Below are 16,583 nucleotides of genomic sequence, written 5' to 3'. Positions count from 1 at the left end.
CGGCGGATCACGTTCCTTCACCGGCCTCGCCCGCGGACGACGAGACCGGCACCGGGACGCCTCGCACGGACGTCCCGATCACCGCCGTGCGGGATCGCACCGTAGGGTGAGTGATGTGAACGACCGTTTGGTATGGATCGACTGTGAAATGACCGGGCTGGACCTCGGCAGTGATGCCCTGGTCGAGGTGGCGGCGCTGGTGACGGACTCCGAGCTGAACGTTCTCGGCGAGGGCGTCGACGTCATCATCCGCCCGCCCGCCGAGGCCGTGGCGAACATGCCCGAGGTGGTGCGCACCATGCACACCTCCTCCGGCCTGCTCGACGAGCTGGAGCACGGGGTGACCCTGGCCGAGGCCGAGGCGCTCGTGCTCGCCTATGTCCGCGAGCACGCGCCGGAGGCCGGCCGGACCCCGCTCTGCGGGAACTCGGTGGCCACCGACCGCGGCTTCCTGGCCCGCGACATGCCGGCTCTGGAGGGCCACCTCCACTACCGGATCGTGGACGTCTCCTCGATCAAGGAGCTGTCCCGGCGCTGGTTCCCCCGGGCGTACTACAACAGCCCGCAGAAGGGCGGCAGCCACCGCGCCCTCGCCGACATCCGCGAGAGCATCGCCGAACTGCGCTACTACCGCGAAGCCGTGTTCGTCGAGCCGCCCGGGCCCGACACCGACACGGCCCGGGCGATCGCGGCGAAGTACCAGCTGCCCACCGACTGAGCAGTCCCACCGGGCAGCGTGGGGCCCCTCCCCACGTCCGAAACCCTGGCGCGAGCACCCTCTCGGATCCTGTAGAGTTCTTCCTGTCGGAGCGGGAACGCCCCGGACAGATGGTGGGTGTAGCTCAGTTGGTAGAGCACCTGGTTGTGGTCCAGGTGGCCGCGGGTTCAAGTCCCGTCACTCACCCCAGAGCCTGAGGGCCTGATCTCTTGAAGAGATCAGGCCCTCAGGCGTTTCTGTCGTTCCGGCACCTGTGCCCGCGGGCGGAGCGCAGTGGTGACCACAGCCACGGCCACGGCCACAGCCACAGCCACAGCCACAGCCACAGCCACAGCCACAGCAGCCAAGGTGGCAGTCGCGGCCGCGCGAGATTTCCCGGACCCGAGCCCCGCAGAAAAGCTACCGACTAGTAACATGACTGCATGACCACACCTGAGATCGGCCGACTCCTCGACGCCACCGTGCCGATGGCACGCACCCTCAAGCTGGCGTACCTGGAGACCACTCCCGAGCGCGCCGTCCTGCAGCTCCCCGACCAGCCCGAGTACCACAACCACGTCGGCGGGCCGCATGCCGGCGCGATGTTCACCCTGGCCGAGTCGGCGAGCGGCTGCATCGTCCTGGGCGCGTTCGCCGACCAGCTCTCGCGCGCGGTGCCGCTCGCGGTGAGCGCGGAGATCGCCTACAAGAAGCTGGCGATGGGCACCGTCACCGCCACGGCCGTCCTCGGCCGCCCGGCCGCCGACATCGTCGCCGAGCTGGACAAGGGCGAGCGTCCCGAGTTCCCGGTCACGGTGGAGATCACCCGCGCGGACGGCGCCGTCACCGGCGTCATGACCGTCATCTGGACCCTGCGCCCGAACTCCTGACGGCCGGGCCTCCAGAAGCCCGCCCAGCCCCTCGGGCGCACGAACCCCCGCGGCCTGACCCGCCGGTCGCCCACAGCCCCGCCCACAGCCCCGCCCACAGCCGCCCGGACGGGCGCGGGCGAACGCATCGGGCCGGGCTGTCGAGCCCTGAAGGGAGCTCAGCAGCCCGACCCGTGGCGGGTCAGGTCGGGGCGGTTCGGCCGGCGGTCAGGCCGAGTCGCGCACCACCAGCTCGGTGGCCAGCACCACCTGCCGCCGGGCCCTCCCCCGCTCGGTGATCTCGTCCAGCAGCAGCCGGGCCAGGGTCCGCCCCATCTCCTCGATGGGCTGGCGCACGCTGGTCATGGGCGGGTCGGTGTGGCGGGCCACGATCGAGTCGTCGAAGCCGATCACCGCGACCTGGTCCGGCACCCGCCGGCCGGCCGCACGCAGTTCCTGCATGGCACCGGCGGCCATCACGTCGGAGGCGCAGAACACGGCGTCCAGCTCGGGGCGGCGCACCAGCAGCTCACGCATCGCCAGCCGGCCGCCCTCCTCGGTGAAGTCGGCGAGCATCACCAGGTCCTCGTCGTACGCGCGGCCGGCCTCCTCCAGCGCCGTCCGGTAGCCGCCGAGCCGGGCCCGGGCGACCTCCATGTCGAGCGGGCCGGTGATGGTGGCCACCTGTTCGCAGCCGCGCCGCAGCAGGTGCCGCACCGCCATCCGCGCCCCGCCCGCGTTGTCCGCGTGGACGTAGCTGAGCGGCTCCTGGTCACTGCGCCGGCCGGCCAGGACCGACGGGATCTCAAGGCTCTCCAGCAGGCCGGGCAGCGGGTCGTCCTGATGCACGGCGACGAGCAGTACGCCGTCGACCCGGCCGGCCGTCAGATAGGCCGAAAGTCGATCCCGCTCGCGACGGTTGCGGACCAGGATCAGCAGCAGCTGCATGTCGGTCTCGGACAGCTCGGCCGCGACGCCGCTGATGATGTCCGAGAAGTAGGGCTCGGAGAAGAGCCGGGTCTCGGCCTCGGGGACGATCAGCGCGATCGAGTCCGTCCGCGAGGTGACCAGGGTGCGGGCGGCCCGGTTGGGGACGTAGCCGAGCTCGGCGATGGCGGTCTGTACTGCTTCGCGGGCCCGGTCGCTGACCCGGGGAGAACCGTTGATCACCCGGGAGACGGTGCCCCGGCCGACCCCGGCGAGCGCTGCCACCTCCTCCAGGGTCGGGCGTGCCGAGCCCCGCGCATTCGCCCCGGAATCGCTCGGCCCGGTGGGGCGCTGTGCGGTCTGGCTCATCGCTCACCTCGTGGAGAGATCATCCTCGGCCGGGCCTTGTCGCCCGGTTGCTGTTCACTGCTGTTCGCCGTGTCCGGTCTTCATTGTGTCCGGTTTCCGTGCGCAGGGAGCCACCCGGGCGGCAGTGGCCCCCGCGGCCTGCGCTTTCGGGTGGCCGTGGGCCCGGTCGCCACCCCGGGCCCGTGGTGGCCGGAGGGCCTCCCGGGACGCCGCTTCGCACGGATCCGACCTCGCGTCTTGACACTCGCCCCTACGACAAAGGAACCTTTCGGCATGCACGATGGGAGCGCTCCCACACTCTAGTGGGCAATCCCACCCAGGAACAGCACCAAGCGCATCAGCTGCGGATTCCTGCGACTGATGTGGTCTGAAGCCTGCCCTCCGGGCGCCGTCCGGCGGGCGACCTCGGCGCCTTCGCCCGCGCGCCTGCACCTGCTCTTAAGGCCATCCCGCACTTTCATCCTGAAACTCCGAACCTCATATGGGAGCGCTCCCGCATGACTGTCGTACCCGCACAGAGCACCTCCGGACTCATCCCGGCCCCCCGGGCGGCCGTGCCGGGCAGCACCTTCCCGGCCGGTTTCGCCTGGGGCGCCGCCACCGCCGCCTACCAGATCGAGGGGGCCGTCACGGAGGACGGCCGCACGCCGTCCATCTGGGACGTCTTCAGCCACACCCCCGGCAAGGTCGTCAACGGTGACAACGGCGACACCGCGGTCGACCACTACCACCGCTTCCGCGAGGACGTCCGGCTGATGGCCGATCTCGGCCTCACCTCCTACCGGTTCTCGCTCGCCTGGCCGCGCATCCAGCCCACCGGCCGCGGCCCCGCCGTCGAGCGCGGCCTGGACTTCTACCGCGCCCTCACCGACGAGCTGCTCGCGCACGGCATCACGCCCGTCGCCACCCTCTACCACTGGGACCTCCCGCAGCACCTGGAGGACCTCGGGGGCTGGACGGTCCGCGACACGTCGTACCGCTTCGCCGAGTACGCCGCCCTCGCCGCCGAGGCGCTCGGTGACCGCATCGGCACCTGGACGACCCTCAACGAGCCGTGGTGCAGCGCGTTCCTCGGCTACGGCTCCGGCGTCCACGCGCCCGGGCACACCAGCCCGGCCGAGGCGCTCAAGGCCGCCCACCACCTCAACCTCGGGCACGGCCTGGCCGTCGGCGCCCTGCGCGCGGCCCTCCCGGCGAGCGCCCAGATCGCCCTGTCGCTGAACCTCCACCAGGTCCGCCCGCTCACCGGGGACGCCTCGGACGCGGACGCCGTCCGGCAGATCGACGCCGTCGGCAACCGCATCTTCACCGGCCCCGTCCTGCGCGGCGCCTACCCGGCCGACCTGCTCGAGGACACCGTCCACCTGGTCGACTGGGACGCACTGGTCCAGCCCGGCGACCTCGACGAGATCTCCCGCCCGATCGACCTGCTCGGCATCAACTACTACACGCCGACCGTGGTCTCCTCCCGCGAGAACGCCGAGGCCGGCGCCCGCAGCGACGTCCACGGTGCCAGCGAGCACTCCCCCTGGCCGGGCGCGGACGACATCGTCTTCCACCAGGCCCCGGGCGCGGTCACCGCGATGGACTGGCCCATCGACGCCACCGGTCTGACCGACCTGCTGCTCGACGTCCACCAGGCGCACCCCGGCCTGCCGATGCTGGTCACCGAGAACGGCGCCGCCTTCGACGACGAGGTCGGCCCGGACGGCACCGTCGACGACTCGGACCGGATCGCCTACCTCCACGACCACCTCGGCGCGGTCGCCCGCGCCATCGAGGCCGGCGCCGACGTCCGCGGCTACTACCTGTGGTCGCTGATGGACAACTTCGAATGGGCCCACGGATACGCCAAGCGCTTCGGTGCCGTGCACGTCGACTACCAGACCCTCGTCCGGACGCCGAAGGCCAGCGCCAAGTGGTACTCCGAGGTGATCCGGCGCGGCGGACTGGCCTGACACCGGGCCCCCGGGCCCAGGCCTGGACCTGGGTCGGCCGGCACCGGACGACCGGCCGCCGGCGATCGCGATGTGACTGTCCGTGACGAGCAGCGTGACCTGACATCCCGTCCGCTCGTTGTGCCCTCACGTGCGAGCCAAACACCCGATCCACCTCCAGGCCCCGGCCGCCACCGCCGCTCGCGGCAGCGGTCGCCCGGACCGCAGCAGGCTGCCCCGCCCCCGCTCCGTAGCGGCGGGCGGGGCCCTGCTCGTCCAGCTCTGGGGTATCGGTCTGGGCGCGAGCTGCGCCCAGGCCGCCACGCCCGACCCCGGCGCCCCGCCCGGCTCCGCAGCCACCGCGGTCAGCGGGCCGGCCGCGGGAGTGAGTCCCGCTCCGGAGCCCCACCGCCCCCACCCTCGGACGCCGGGCGGCGCCCCCGCCCCCGCCTCGGCTTCGGACGCGCCGATCGGCCCTGCCGACGACCCGCCGGACGGCCTGCCTGCCCCGTTGCTCGGCGGCCTCACCGACTCCGTACCGGCGCTGGGGGCCACCGCCGCCGCCCCGGTCGACCGCCTGCTCCAGGAGCGGATCAGGGCGGGCGGCCTGCCGCTCCCCGGCCAGGGCAAGACCGTGCCGGACGCGTTCGCCATCGCCGCGGTGCTGCTGCCCTCCACCCCCTCGGAGCCGCACGACGCGGAGCCCCGCGCCTCCAGGGACGCCGACCCGGCAGCGGAGCAGGACGCACAGCGGAGCGCACCGGACGGCCGGAGCGACGAAGCGGGCGTCGCTCCGAATGCCGGTCCTGATAGCTCCGGCGCCGAATGGGCCTCCGTACCGGTGGCGGCCGCCCCGGCAGCGACGGCCGCAGCGGCGGTGGCCCGTGGTGGCGCGACGGGCCCCCGGACGGGAGTGCCGGAGCGGGACACCCGGGCACCGCTCGTCCCGGCGCAGCGCCAGCGCGGGGCGGAGCACGGCCCGAACGCCGTGGCCGGCACCCCGGTCGGGACGCAGACCACGGGTACCAGCGCGGCCGTCCTCGTCCCGATCACGGCGGGCCTGCTGCTCACCGGCGCCGCCATGTACAAGCACCGCGGCCTGCCCAAGGGCCACTGACCGGCCGGGTGGACGGCCCGCCGGGTGGACGGACGGCCGGGTGGACGACCGGGTGGACGACCGGACGCGGAAGAGCGCGGGCGGGCGAGCGGGCGGCTAGCGGAAGACGCCGGGCGGGGGCTCCGGCGAGGGGCCGCCGGTGGCGTCGGTGGCGGGTACGGCACCCGCCGTGAAGTCGGTGAGGGCGCGGCCGTGTTCGACCCTGCCGAGGGCGGCGTCGCCGGCCACCTTGCGAGTCAGCTCGGCGATCGGCAGCGGGGTGTGGGCGCCCGCCAGGATCAGGTTCCCGAAGCGTTTGCCGCGCAGCACGGCCGGGTCGGCGACCAGGCAGAGTTCGGGCAGGACGGCGGCGAGCGTCGCGACCTGGGCGCGGGCGAACGGCAGCGCCGAGCCGTCGGCGATGTTCGCGGCGTACCAGCCGCCGGGGGCGAGTGCCCGGGCGGCGAGCGCGACGAACTCGACGGTCGCGCAGTGTGCGGGCACCCGGGCGCCGGAGAAGACGTCGGCGATCACCAGGTCGACGGTGCCCTCGGGGGTGCGCTCCAGGACGGCCCGGGCGTCGGCGCCGCGCACCTTGACCTGCCAGCCGCGCTCCAGCGGCAGTTCGGCGCGGACGAGTTCGGTGAGGGCGGTGTCGGTCTCGGCGACCTGCTGGCGCGAGCGGGGCCGGGTCGCGGCGACGTAGCGGGCCAGGGTGAGGGCCCCGCCGCCGAGGTGCAGGACGGTGACGGGCCGGCCGGCCGGGGCCACCAGGTCGATCAGGTGTCCGAGGCGCCGCTGGTACTCGAAGCCGAGATGGGTGGGGTCGGCGAGATCGACCATGGACTGCGGGGCGCCGTCGACGAGCAGCGACCAGGCCTGCGGGCGGTCCCGGTCGGGCAGGAGTTCCGCCAGGCCGGAGTCGACGGGACGGCTGAGCGGGCCCTGCGCGTGCGTACGGCCGCCCGCGCCGGTCGCCGGGGCGGCGTCCGCGGTGTCCTGGCTTCTGCCGGAGCTCTTGCCGGCCCTGCTGCTGCGTCCCATCGGGCCATTATCGCCGCCGGGGCGCGGGGCCCCGCAGGTCAGGCGGGGCGGACGGACTGCCGCGGACGAACGGGCGGCCAGGTGGACGGGCGAGTGACCGGACGAACGAGCGGCCAGGCCGACGGGCGAGTGACCGGACGACCGGCTCAGAACGGGCCGAGGCCGCCCGCGGTCAGCGTGCAGGCGGCCTCGCAGAGCGCGGAGCGCAGCACCCACGGGTCGGTGGGCCGGGCGAGTGCCCCGGCTCCGGCGGGCGGCATCACCCAGCGCGGGTCGGCTGCGGGGAGGACGACCGCGCCGGGGGTACAGGAGCTGCCGGGCAGGTGCCAGCCGGTCACCGTCCCGGCGGGGACGAGGAAGGAGACGGTGGTGCCCGTGACGCTCTGCAGGACGGCACCGCAGGCCCGGCGCAGCCGCAGGATGTCCACCGTCTCCAGCCCGTGCCGCACGGACACGGTGACGGTGTCGTAGCCGGCCGGGGCCGGCGCCACGCCGGGGAGCACACCTCCGGCGGCCGGGCGGTGGTACTGGGGCACTCCGGTGGCCATCTGGGACCCTCCTGTCACCTCGTCAGGTCGGAAGCGTCGCAGCCCGGCGGTGCGGGGGCACCGTCCGTTCGGCGGCAGGCCGGACGACGGCCTGGCTTCCGCGTATCAGGACAACGTGAGGACGGTGCTCCAGGCCACGGGGCGGCTTACAGCAAGCCATGGCATTTCATGGCAGATCTCGGCAATGGCGCCCGATATCAACCGAATTGGCAGTACATCATCCGAGAACTCGCCGTGTTCGGCCGGTGACTCCCGGTACTGTCTTCGCAGTGCCCACGAGGCCCGCCCGACCGCACCGGACCGGTACCGACCCAGGCGCACGCCCCACCGTGCCCACCCGCCCCACCGTGACCGTCAGCGACACCGGTACCAACGACAGCACCGACACCACCCAGCAGGACCTCGCACCACCACGGAGTGCAGCATGGCAGCCACCGGACCGGCCGCACCGGGCCGCCCCTCGCCCAACAGCGCGATGCGTGAGCTGCGCGGCGACCTCTCCCCGGGGGAGTTCGCCACCGCCGTCCGCCGGGCGGCCCGCGAGATCGGCGAGCACGTGTCCTGCGACGCGCGCTACGTCGGCCGGGTCGAGGCCGGCGAGATCCGCTGCCCCAACTACGCCTACGAGCGGGTCTTCCGGCACATGTGGCCCGGCCGCTCGCTGCAGGACCTCGGCTTCGCCCCCCGCGAAGCCGTCCGGCGCCGTGAGGCCGCCCGCCGCCCGCCCGCTCCCGGTCCGCCGGGGCCGGCGGGAGTACCCCGGTGGCCCGCCGGTCCGCACCATCCCGACGAGGAGAACGACGACGTGCGTCGCCGTACGTTCCTGAGCGGCGGCCCGACCGCCCTGGCGACCGTGATCGGCCTTGACCGGCCGGCGCAGGCCGCACCCCCTTCCTGGCAGCTGCCCCGGCAGCGCGGGCCGGTCGCACCACCGCCGCGCAGGGTCGGCGCCGCCGAGGTGCGGAGCGTGGAGCAGGCCGTCCGCGACATCCGGCTGCTGGACGACGTGCACGGCGCGGACACCCTCTTCGAGCTGGCCGGGCAGTCCCTGCGCACCGCGTACGTGCTGCTCAACGACGGCGAGTACAGCTCCGCGACCGAGCGCCGGCTGCAGGCGGGCGCCGGCGAGCTGGCGATCTCGGTGGGGTGGCTGGCCCACGACTCGAACCGGCTGGCCGAGGCCCGCTCCTTCTACTCGGAGGCGCTCGCCACCGCGCGGATGGCCGACGACAGCGCCCTGGAGGCACACGTCTTCTGCAACAGCGCCTTCCTCGCCCGGGACGCCGGCCGCCCGCGCGAGGCGCTGCGCGCCGCGCAGGCGGGCCAGAGCGCCGCCCGCCACCTGGACTCGGACCGGCTGCTGTCGCTGCTCGCCATGCGCGAGGCCGGCGGCTGGGCGCTGATGCGCGACCGGGCAGGCTGCGAGCGGGCCCTCGGCCGGGCGTACACGCTCTTCGACCGGGGCGAGTCGGAGGCCGACCCCGAGTGGATGTCCTTCTACGGGGAGGCCGAGATCGCCGGCCTGGAAGCCCAGTGCTGGTCCGCACTCGGCGACTGGGACCGCGCGGGCGAGCGGGCCGGCCGGGCCATAGCGCTGCAGGAGCCGCACTTCGTGCGCAACCGGGCGCTCTACACGGCGGAGCTGGCCCACGACCGCCTGGGCCGGGGCGACCTGGCCGGGGCGGGGAGCCACGGCTTCGCGGCGGTGCACCTGCTCGGCGGGGTCCGCTCGGCCCGGATCCGGGCGATGCTGGCGGACACGGCCGGCCGGCTGCGCGGACACACCGCGGTGCCCGAGGTCGGCGAGTTCCTCACCGCGTACGACCTGCTCCCCGCGGCCTGACCGGGGCCGTGCGCGGGGCCCCGGCGCACGGCGGGGGCCCGGCGGCGGGGCTCAGGCCTTGAGCGCGTCCAGGTGGCTCAGGTCGTTCCAGACCTCGACGGCGGGCAGGCCGTACTCCCAGGACAGCACCGACAACGCGGCCGTGCCGAGCTTGAAGCGCTGCGCGTACTCGGGGGGCAGGCCGAGCCACCGGGCGGTCAGGATGCGCAGCAGGTGGCCGTGCGCGAACAGCACCACGTCGCGGTCGGCGCAGTGCATGGTGGTGGTGTCCGGGTGCGGAGTGCCGTGCTCGGAGTTGAGGTCCGCGATGAATCCGTCGACCCGGGCCGCGACCTCGGCGAGCTTCTCGCCGCCCGGGACGCCGTCGCGCCAGATCAGCCAGCCGGGGTGGTCCGTGGCGCGGATGTCGGGGCCGGTCCGGCCCTCGTACATGCCGTAGTCCCACTCCAGCAGCTCCGGGCGCTCGACCGCGCGGCCGCCGAAGCCGGCCAGCTCGCAGGTCTCCTTGGCGCGGCTGAGCGGGCTGGTGTAGACGAGCGCGTCGGGCAGTCCGTCCCAGGGCGCCTTCGCAAGCCGCACGCCGAGCGCGCGGGCCATCGCCCGGCCCTCCTCGGTGAGCGGGATGTCGGTACGGCCGGTGTGCCGGCCGGTGGCCGACCAGTCGGTCTCACCGTGCCGGACGAGCACGATTCGGGCGGGCATGGGGAACTCCTCGCAGCAAGCGGTGACAGCGGCCGGTCTCACCATCGAGCACCGGACTCCATGATCCCCCATCCGCCCCGGCCCTCCGCGGTCCGTCCACCCTGCGGCCGTCGCACTCCCCGGTGTGGCTCCTCCGTGACCGTCCGTGCCCCGATTGTCCGACCCGGATGCAACACTGGGCCGCACCATGAACGTCTCGCACATCGGGCACCCCGAGCCGCTCGCGCAGCGCCTCGCCGAGCTGCGCGGCCCGGCGCCGCAGCGCAGCCTGAACGCCCGTGCCCTCGCCGCGCTAGCCGCCAACCCCGGGTGCCGCCGCCGCGCCGTGCTCGATGCTGCCGGGGTCGACAAGGCCGCCCTGGCCCAGCAGTTGGGCCGCCCCGCCCCGTTCGGCCAGTCGCCGTTCGCGATCGCGCGCGGCACCATCTTCGAGGCCCGCCTGAAGGCCGACGACTACGCGGCCCTGCTGGAGCCGCTGCGCCGCCACCTCGGGCTGCCCGCCGAAGGCGGCGCCCCGCTGACCGTGCCCGACCTGCTGCGCCGCTCGGGCCCGGCCGTCCGGGCCGAGCGCACCGCGGCGGCGCTCGCGGAGGCCGCCGCCGACCCGGGCGCCTGGACGCTGCTGGACCACCCGATGCTGCGGCTCACGGTGGCCGGCGGCCCGGCCTACCTGGAGCCGGACGCGGTGGTGGTGCACGGCGGCCGGTGCACGGTGATCGAGATCAAGTCCTTCCCGGTGCTGGACGGCAGCGCCGACCCGGCGAAGGTCGGCGCCGCCGCCCGGCAGGCGGCGGTCTACGTGCTGGCACTCCAGGAGGCCGCGGCGGCCCTGGCCGGCGGCGCCGTCACGCCGGGGCCGTACGCGGTGCAGGCCCTCCCCGGCAGTCCGGAGCTGAGCGTGCTGCTGGTCTGCCCGAAGGACTTCAGCAACCGCCCGATCGCGGTGGCCGTGGACATCCGCCGCGAGCTGGCGACGACCCGCCGTCAGCTGGCCAGGATGACGGGCATCGGCCAGCTGCTGGCGGCCCTCCCGGCCGGCACCACCTTCGACCTGGCGCCCGATCAGGCGGGCCTGCCCACCCGGCCGAAGGCCGAGCTGGCCGGGGCCGTCGAGAGCGTCCCCGCCGCCTACAGCCCGGACTGCCTGTCCACCTGCGAGCTGGGTTTCCACTGCCGCTCGCAGGCCCGTTGCGACGACCGGGTGGAACAGCTCGGCCGCGGTGTGCGGGGCGAGCTGGGCAGCATCCGGACGGTCACCGGGGCGCTGGCCGCCGCCGAGGGCGGGCCCGGCCGGGCCGCGGACGCCGAGTCGGACGAGGCCGCCGCCCGCCTGTCGTACGCGGCCCGGCTGCGCGCCGAGGCCCTGGCCGCGGCGGGCGGGTGCCGCGGATGAGCCTGCTCGGGACGCTCGCCCGGCTGGAGTCCGTCCGCAGCGGCCGGGCCGAACCGCTGGCGACGGTGCGCCACCGGCACCTCTCGGACCGTCCGATGGTGCTGGTGCCGCTGACGGCGGCCGGCGAGTCGGGGGCGCCGCTGGCGGTGCTGCTCGGCACCGAGCGGGAGGAGCCGCGGCTGCACATCGTGCCGCAGCCGCTGAACCGCACGCTGCGCTTCGACTTCCTCGCCGACCTCGCCGCCGACCTGCTGCCCTACCTGGAGTCCTTCGGCGCCGACGTGGAGCAGATCGAGGGCTCCGAGAAGGATCCGGAGACCGGTGAGAAGACCCAGGTCTTCCGCGAGCTCTGCGCCGACGCACCCCAGCTGATCGTGCCCAACACCGCCGGGGTGCACCATCTGGCGCTGATCGGCCGGTCCACCCGGTTCCGCCGCACGTTGGAGGACGCCGAGCCCGGGCCGTACCCGGCGCCGGCCCGGGTGCCGCTGCTCGGCCGCTGGCTGACGCATCTCACCGACCGCGCCCAGGTGCCCGGCTCCAGCCTGCTGCTGCCGATGACGGGCCTGCTGGCGCGGCACTGGGCCACCGGCCAGAGCCACCTGGAGGACCAGCACCTGGCCGCCCGGCTGGCCTGGCACGCCCCGCCGCCCGGCCTGACGGGCGCCGCCGCCGCCGAGATCGCCGAGTCGGGCCGGGACGCCGACGGCCAGTTGCTGCACCCGCCGGCCGGCCCGGTGACCGACCCGCGCTTCGACGAGTTCGTGCTCGCCCCGGCGATCACCCGCTACGACGCCGCCGTGACCGCCCTGCAGCACGCCGGGCCGGACGGCGAGGAGCGGGCCCGGCTGTTCGTCGGACAGGCCGTCGAGCAGTTGCACAACGCGCTGGCCGGCATCCTGCTGCCCACCTGGCGGGACGTCTGGCAGGGGCTGGACCTGCTGCGTTCCCTGCCGCCCGCCGCCCACCTGGAGGAGCGCTGGACGGGCGACCGCTGGTCGTACACCGGCCACCGGGACAGGCTCGCGGCCGGCGAGCCGCCGCAGCCCCGGCAGGACGACGCGGTGACGGCGGCCCGCAAGCTCGCCCAGCGCGAGCGGGAGCAGGTCCGGGTCGACGTCCAGGAGGCGCTGGACGATCCGCTGGCGATGGCCGAGCGGCGGCTGGCCGGTGAGGCGTTCACCGGCGAGGTGGTCGAGGTGACACCGGACTACGACACCTCGGGCCGCTCCCCCAAGCCCCGGCCGCTGGTGACGGTCCTGACGCCCGACCGGCCGCACGCCGACCTCGGCCGCGAGGCGCACCGGACGCACACCGCCACGGCGCAGAAGGCCGTGATCGCGGCGGTGGACGCCGAGGCCGGGACGATCACGCTGCGGGTGATGTCGGGGATGGGCCGCAAGAAGGAGCCCGAGCCGGGCAGCCTGCCCGAGCCCGGCGAGCGGGTCACGTTCACGCTGTTCGAACTGACGGCCCGCCAGAGCGCCCCGCTGCCCGAGCCGGACGACACCCCGTGGACGCACGGCGGCCCGCCGGGCACCGAGGCCGCGGCCCTCCCGGCCAGCACCGCTGTTCTCCCCGCCACCAGCACTGCCATCAGCACCGCCACCGCCACCAACGAGGAGTGGGAGTGACCGACCCGCACCCCGACCACCCGCACCCCGACCACCCGCAGGCGCCCGGCGCAGCCGCCGACGCCGTGCTGGCCCGGATCCTGGACGCCACCGTCCGCCCCGCCGTGGGCGCCGCGCGCGGGGTGGTGGTCGACTCCCCGCCCGGCGCCGGCAAGTCCACCCTGGTGGTGCGGGCGGCCCGGGAGCTGGTCGGCGCGGGCGAGCGGCTGATGATCGTCGCCCAGACCAACAACCAGGTGGACGACCTGGTGGAGCGGCTCGCCGAGAAGGCGCCGGAGATGACGATCGGCCGGCTGCACGCCGCCGACTCGCGCCCGGCGCCGGAGACCCTGCGCCATCCCAACGTCACCCCCTCGGACAAGGTGGCCGACCTCGCCGAGCAGGACGTGGTGATCTCGACCTCCGCCAAGTGGCAGTGGGTGAAGACCGAGGCCCCGTGGCGGCACGCGATCGTCGACGAGGCGTACCAGATGCGCTCGGACGCGCTGCTCGCGGTGGCCCGGCTGTTCGAGCGGGCGCTGTTCGTCGGCGACCCGGGGCAGCTCGACCCGTTCACGGTGGTCGGCACCGACCAGTGGGCGGGGCTGAGCTACGACCCGTCGAGCAGCGCGGTGGTGACGCTGCTCGCGCACAATCCGCAGATCGAGCCGTACCGCCTGCCGGTCTCCTGGCGGCTGCCGGCCAGTGCGGCGCCCCTGGTCTCGGCGGCGTTCTACCCGTACACGCCGTTCCGCTCCGGCACCGGCCCGGGCGACCGGACGCTCACCGCCGCCGTCCGGCCGGACGGCTCCGCCGTCGACGCCGCGATCGACGAGGCGGCCGGGAACGGCTGGGCCCTGCTGGAGCTGCCCGCCCGGCACACCGTCCGGACGGACCCGCAGGCGGTGGCGGTCGTCGCGGCCACGGTGCGCCGGCTGCTGGACCGCGGCCTGACCGCGCACTCCGAGCAGGGCTCCACCCCGCTGTCGGCCGCCCGAATCGCGGTCGGCACGGCACACCGGGACCAGGCGGCTGCCGTCCGCGCCGCACTGGTGAAGCTGGGCGTGCCGGTCGACCCCACCGCCGGCCCGGCCGTCACGGTCGACACCGCCAACCGGCTGCAGGGCCGCGAGTACGACGTCACCGTGGTGCTGCACCCGCTCTCCGGCCGGCCGGACGCCACCGCCTTCCACCTGGAGACCGGCCGCCTGTGCGTGCTCGCCTCCCGGCACCGGCACGCCTGCATCGTGGTGGCCCGCGCGGGCATCGCCGAGCTGCTGGACGAGCATCCGGCGACGGAACCCGTCCAGTTGGGCGTGGGAGTGCGGTTCCCGGACGGCTGGGAGGCCCACCACGCCGTCCTCGCGCACCTCGGGGAGCACCGGGTTCCCCTGCGCTGAGCCGCGGAGCGATGCACCCCGTACGGGGGCACCCGGTGCACCACCCCGGCGCGCGGGGTGGGAATAGCGCCCGGGGTCACACCGTTCCGTTACCGGCTGCCGTCGGGGGACAATGGACGGCGGCCGGGCCCGGTATCCCTGCCCCGGCGGCCGCCGCCGGTGCACCGCTCCCACCACCCCGGAGGTGTCCGTCCCATGCCCGACTCCCACGCGAGGCCGTCCGACCAGAGCGGCTCCCCCGCGCCGGCCGGCCCGGGCCGGAGCACTCCCCAGCAGCCCGTCCGGCGGCTCCGCCCGGCGCAGCTGCTGTTCGAGCCGCCGGCCGGCGAGCCCGAGCCGGAGCGCTTCTTCGACCTGGAGTCGATCGAGGACCCGACCGAGCTGCTCCGCCGCTCCACCGAGCTGGCGCTGGCCTTCCGGGCCGCGGCCGAGCGGGCGACGGACTTCCAGGCGGTCGCCGCGGCCCAGCTGGCGGACACCCGCCGCTTCGACGCGCTGTCGCCGGCCGAGATCGCGGCCCGCGCGGACTGGACGCCGGACTACGCGGCGAAGATGGTCGAGTACGGGCGCGGCCTGCTGCGCCCGCAGAGCCGGGGCGAGCACTGAGCGGCGCCCGCTGACGGCGGCCCTGCACGCCGCCGGCATATTCGCGGGGCAGAGTACGCCGCTCTCCCGGCTGCTGTCCGGCAAACCGCGCTTTCCCTGCCCGTCGGCCGGGCGACACCCCAGGCTGTCCTTCGTGGACATCTGGACGTATCAATCGGTGGAGTACGTCACCGTGGCCGGGGAGACCTGGCTGGCCTCCGCCAGTGAGTACCCGCGCAGCATGCGCGCCCTCTGGCAGTCGCGCCCCTGGGCGCCCTCGGTACTGCCCTGCGGCCGGGCCTTCGACGTGATCAGCATGCCTTCGCTGTTCGGCCGCAAGGTGCTGGACGAGTTGTGGAGCTCCGGCCCCGGCTGCGGCCCGGTGGCCACCTTCCGCGGGCGCACCCTGGTGTTCGCCCAGCCGGGCGCGGCCCCGCGGCTGCGGACGCTGCTCGCCTGGGAGGAGTGGGCCCGGGACGTGCCGCCGCTGCTCTGCCACGGGCTGGGCGACGCGGTGACGGTGCCGCCCGTGCAGCGGATGGTCAACTCACCGGAATCCCCCGGTCAGGGCGCCGGCCGCTGGATCGTGGCGCCCGACACCCGGGAGCCGTGGCTGCCGGGGGCCGCCGTGCTGCTCTGGGCCTGTGTGCGGGCCGCCCGGGAGTCCGGCGCCGGCCTGCCCGGTCCGCTGCCCGTCCCGTCGGGGACGCGCCCCGGGGCGGGGCGGCAGCACTCGGTCAGCCTGCTGCCCGTCCCGTCCGCCTGAGCCTCCCGGCCCGGCGCGCGCAGGGGTCCGCATCAGGCAGGTAATGGATTTTGGCCACGCCCGGGGCCGCTGCTACAGTTTTCTCTGTCAGCAGGCGCCGCTAGCTCAGTTGGTTAGAGCAGCTGACTCTTAATCAGCGGGTCCGGGGTTCGAGTCCCTGGCGGCGCACAGACAACCGGAAGGCCCCTCGCGACGGCGAGGGGCCTTCCGGCGTTCCACCGGCTGAGCCGCGCACCCGTCAGGACTGCTCCGCGAGACGGCGCCTGGCCTCGGCCCAGTCGATCGGCAGGCCCTCGGCGGCGCTCTCCCAGAAGACGAACGAGGAGTCCTTCATGACGCCGCGGAGCGAGGTCATGATCGAGCGGTGCGGTTCGGCGCGGACGTAGGCGTTCAGTTCCTCGCGGCTCTCCCAGGCGGAGAGCGTCCAGAAGGTCCGCCGCAGCGGCCGGGCGACGAGCGAGGCGCCGACGGCGCCCGGAGCGGTGCGCACCTGCCGCCAGGCGGCGAGGGACTTCACGAAGAAGCGCGGTACGTCCCGCAGGCTGCGGACCTCCAGGCGGGAGGCCATTACCAGGACCTGCGTTCCGGGCCGGGGCGGGTTGGGGGTGACCCAGGGGAGGGTGGGCACGGCGGTCACTGCCTTTCGGCGGGTCGGCGGCGGAACCTGACCTCTCCATAATAGACACTGACGCTATCCAGTATCCATATCTCCGCAGAAAAACCGCGCCCCGGAAACGGCGGTCCGGAAACGGCGGTCCGGAAACGGCGAAGGCCCCCCGCCGGAGCGGGGGGCC

General features: G+C 74.9%; 15 protein-coding genes and 2 tRNA genes. 12 read left to right on the top strand and 5 right to left on the bottom strand.

Annotated features, from left to right (window positions below; translation table 11 throughout):
- Positions 1-115 precede the first annotated feature (115 nt).
- The 3 genes from orn to ACFUK0_RS24245 all read left to right on the top strand — a co-directional run bounded on the left by orn (position 116) and on the right by ACFUK0_RS24245 (position 1,587).
- A complete protein-coding gene (orn, locus tag ACFUK0_RS24255; protein WP_380253574.1) occupies positions 116-718 on the top strand; it encodes an oligoribonuclease in 603 nt (200 codons plus the stop codon).
- A gap of 113 nt (positions 719-831) precedes the next feature.
- Positions 832-907: transfer RNA gene (locus tag ACFUK0_RS24250), tRNA-His, on the top strand.
- Between the two features lie 233 nt (positions 908-1,140).
- Positions 1,141-1,587, top strand: coding sequence for a DUF4442 domain-containing protein (locus ACFUK0_RS24245; protein ID WP_380253572.1), 447 nt, complete (start codon positions 1,141-1,143; stop codon positions 1,585-1,587).
- Positions 1,588-1,794: 207 nt separating this feature from the next.
- Here the strand turns inward: ACFUK0_RS24245 and ACFUK0_RS24240 are convergent, their stop codons facing one another.
- A complete protein-coding gene (locus tag ACFUK0_RS24240) occupies positions 1,795-2,862 on the bottom strand; it encodes a LacI family DNA-binding transcriptional regulator (protein WP_380253570.1) in 1,068 nt (355 codons plus the stop codon).
- Between the two features lie 497 nt (positions 2,863-3,359).
- Here ACFUK0_RS24240 and ACFUK0_RS24235 point away from each other — a divergent pair, with 497 nt between their 5' ends.
- Both ACFUK0_RS24235 and ACFUK0_RS24230 read left to right on the top strand, forming a co-directional pair.
- The gene (locus ACFUK0_RS24235) at positions 3,360-4,820 is read left to right on the top strand and encodes a GH1 family beta-glucosidase (RefSeq protein WP_380253568.1); all 1,461 of its coding nucleotides are present in this window, start codon (positions 3,360-3,362) and stop codon (positions 4,818-4,820) included.
- A gap of 130 nt (positions 4,821-4,950) precedes the next feature.
- Entirely contained in the window at positions 4,951-5,916 is a 966-nt protein-coding gene (locus ACFUK0_RS24230; RefSeq protein ID WP_380253566.1) for a hypothetical protein, read from the top strand.
- Positions 5,917-6,012: 96 nt separating this feature from the next.
- On the opposite strand, the gene ACFUK0_RS24225 is transcribed toward ACFUK0_RS24230, so the two are convergent.
- Positions 6,013-6,939 (bottom strand): spermidine synthase, encoded by a 927-nt coding sequence (locus ACFUK0_RS24225; RefSeq protein ID WP_380253564.1) that lies wholly within the window; start codon positions 6,937-6,939, stop codon positions 6,013-6,015.
- Positions 6,940-7,085: 146 nt separating this feature from the next.
- On the bottom strand, positions 7,086-7,487 hold the full coding sequence (locus ACFUK0_RS24220) for a hypothetical protein (protein WP_380253562.1): 402 nt from the start codon (positions 7,485-7,487) through the stop codon (positions 7,086-7,088).
- 424 nt (positions 7,488-7,911) lie between these two features.
- On the opposite strand from ACFUK0_RS24220, the gene ACFUK0_RS24215 reads away from it, so the two are divergent.
- Positions 7,912-9,330, top strand: a complete 1,419-nt coding sequence (locus tag ACFUK0_RS24215; RefSeq protein WP_380253560.1) for a tetratricopeptide repeat protein — start codon at positions 7,912-7,914, stop codon at positions 9,328-9,330.
- Positions 9,331-9,381: 51 nt separating this feature from the next.
- Here the strand turns inward: ACFUK0_RS24215 and ACFUK0_RS24210 are convergent, their stop codons facing one another.
- Positions 9,382-10,032: a histidine phosphatase family protein gene (locus ACFUK0_RS24210; RefSeq protein WP_380253558.1), complete on the bottom strand. Its 651-nt coding sequence runs from the start codon at positions 10,030-10,032 to the stop codon at positions 9,382-9,384.
- Between the two features lie 187 nt (positions 10,033-10,219).
- Here ACFUK0_RS24210 and ACFUK0_RS24205 point away from each other — a divergent pair, with 187 nt between their 5' ends.
- The 6 genes from ACFUK0_RS24205 to ACFUK0_RS24180 all read left to right on the top strand — a co-directional run bounded on the left by ACFUK0_RS24205 (position 10,220) and on the right by ACFUK0_RS24180 (position 15,957).
- On the top strand, positions 10,220-11,425 hold the full coding sequence (locus ACFUK0_RS24205; protein WP_380253556.1) for a hypothetical protein: 1,206 nt from the start codon (positions 10,220-10,222) through the stop codon (positions 11,423-11,425).
- Entirely contained in the window at positions 11,422-13,059 is a 1,638-nt protein-coding gene (locus tag ACFUK0_RS24200; RefSeq protein ID WP_380253554.1) for a hypothetical protein, read from the top strand. Before ACFUK0_RS24205 ends, ACFUK0_RS24200 begins: the two co-directional genes overlap by 4 nt.
- Positions 13,056-14,438 (top strand): AAA domain-containing protein, encoded by a 1,383-nt coding sequence (locus tag ACFUK0_RS24195; RefSeq protein ID WP_380253552.1) that lies wholly within the window; start codon positions 13,056-13,058, stop codon positions 14,436-14,438. The genes ACFUK0_RS24200 and ACFUK0_RS24195 overlap by 4 nt, the downstream gene beginning before the upstream one ends.
- A gap of 195 nt (positions 14,439-14,633) precedes the next feature.
- Positions 14,634-15,044, top strand: a complete 411-nt coding sequence (locus ACFUK0_RS24190; protein ID WP_380253550.1) for a hypothetical protein — start codon at positions 14,634-14,636, stop codon at positions 15,042-15,044.
- Positions 15,045-15,177: 133 nt separating this feature from the next.
- Entirely contained in the window at positions 15,178-15,789 is a 612-nt protein-coding gene (locus ACFUK0_RS24185) for a bifunctional DNA primase/polymerase (protein WP_380253548.1), read from the top strand.
- 94 nt (positions 15,790-15,883) lie between these two features.
- A tRNA-Lys gene (locus ACFUK0_RS24180) sits at positions 15,884-15,957 on the top strand.
- Positions 15,958-16,027: 70 nt separating this feature from the next.
- On the opposite strand, the gene ACFUK0_RS24175 is transcribed toward ACFUK0_RS24180, so the two are convergent.
- Positions 16,028-16,417, bottom strand: coding sequence for a DUF3291 domain-containing protein (locus tag ACFUK0_RS24175; RefSeq protein WP_380253546.1), 390 nt, complete (start codon positions 16,415-16,417; stop codon positions 16,028-16,030).
- Between the last annotated feature and the right edge of the window lie 166 nt (positions 16,418-16,583).

The organism is Kitasatospora sp. NPDC057223, assembly GCF_042669755.1.
In the GTDB taxonomy this organism is placed as follows: Bacteria; Actinomycetota; Actinomycetes; order Streptomycetales; family Streptomycetaceae; genus Kitasatospora.
Note: the sequence above shows the minus strand (reverse complement) of the source record. Positions and strands in the feature narration are given on the sequence as shown.